This is a genomic window from Rhodopirellula sp. UBA1907, assembly GCF_002337565.1.
GTDB lineage: Bacteria > Planctomycetota > Planctomycetia > Pirellulales > Pirellulaceae > Rhodopirellula > Rhodopirellula europaea.
Genome location: NZ_DDGH01000019.1, coordinates 5045 through 5918, shown reverse-complemented (window position 1 = coordinate 5918; position 874 = coordinate 5045). Strand labels below are relative to the sequence as shown.

General features: G+C 54.9%; 1 protein-coding gene. It reads left to right on the top strand.

Annotated elements, in window-relative coordinates; genetic code table 11:
• Window positions 1-517 precede the first annotated feature (517 nt).
• A partial coding sequence (locus tag B2R17_RS04535) for a family 43 glycosylhydrolase (protein WP_286763031.1) occupies window positions 518-874 on the top strand: 357 nt, incomplete at its 3' end.

Sequence of the window (874 nt, the reverse complement as noted above, 5' to 3'; positions counted from 1 at the left end):
ATTCGGCGTTCGCCAGTACGAGGACAAACTTGGTCGTCCCCCGAGAACTGGACCAAGCAACTCAAGGATCCCAAGTGGTACTTGTTCGCTCCCGCGCCAGGCAACGGAAGCACCATGACCGACGGCACGCTGGTGATTCCAACACAAGGCCGCGACCAAACTCGGCATCCTCTACGAATATTCGCGAGCGGACCTGGAATTCCAAACCATCTCACTCGACGAGTTCGGTTTGTGAAGATCCTCCCAAGCACAAATCTCAATCAGGCGCACGAACGACCGACATTGACCGTGCCTTCGAAAATGCGTTGCACTCTCCCGCCACAACATTCCCACCTCGCCAAAAAGTTTCGCGACGGTGAGAGTTCAAAATCGAGTTGTGATTTATGGCGAGTGCAGGCATCGTTCCCAATGACATTTTGATTCAACAACTAAAATCAGCTTCGCGAATCAACCGCTTGGTTCGATCCAACCGCCCCACCGCTGCTTTCTCCCCACCGCCTCACGACTCCCCTCGCTCATGAAGTCCCAAACAATCCTCGCCGCTTGTCTTCTTCTCGCGTTCCCGTTTGCTGTCGCAAACTCAGCACCACCCGCCGACGGCAACCTACACGTGATTTTGGGCGGCGATCATGCCGACCCAACGATCGTTCGTGATGGCGAAGACTTCTACATCACGCACAGTTCTTACCGGACCTATCCCGGTCTGACGATTTGGCACTCCACCAACCTGACCGACTGGAAGCCGATTTCCAATGCCCTCCATCAAGACGTTGGCACCGTCTGGGCCCCCGACTTGATCAAACACGATGGGCTGTTCTATCTGTACTTTCCATCGAGCGGCAAGAACTACGTCGTCACCGCGGAAGATCCTCAT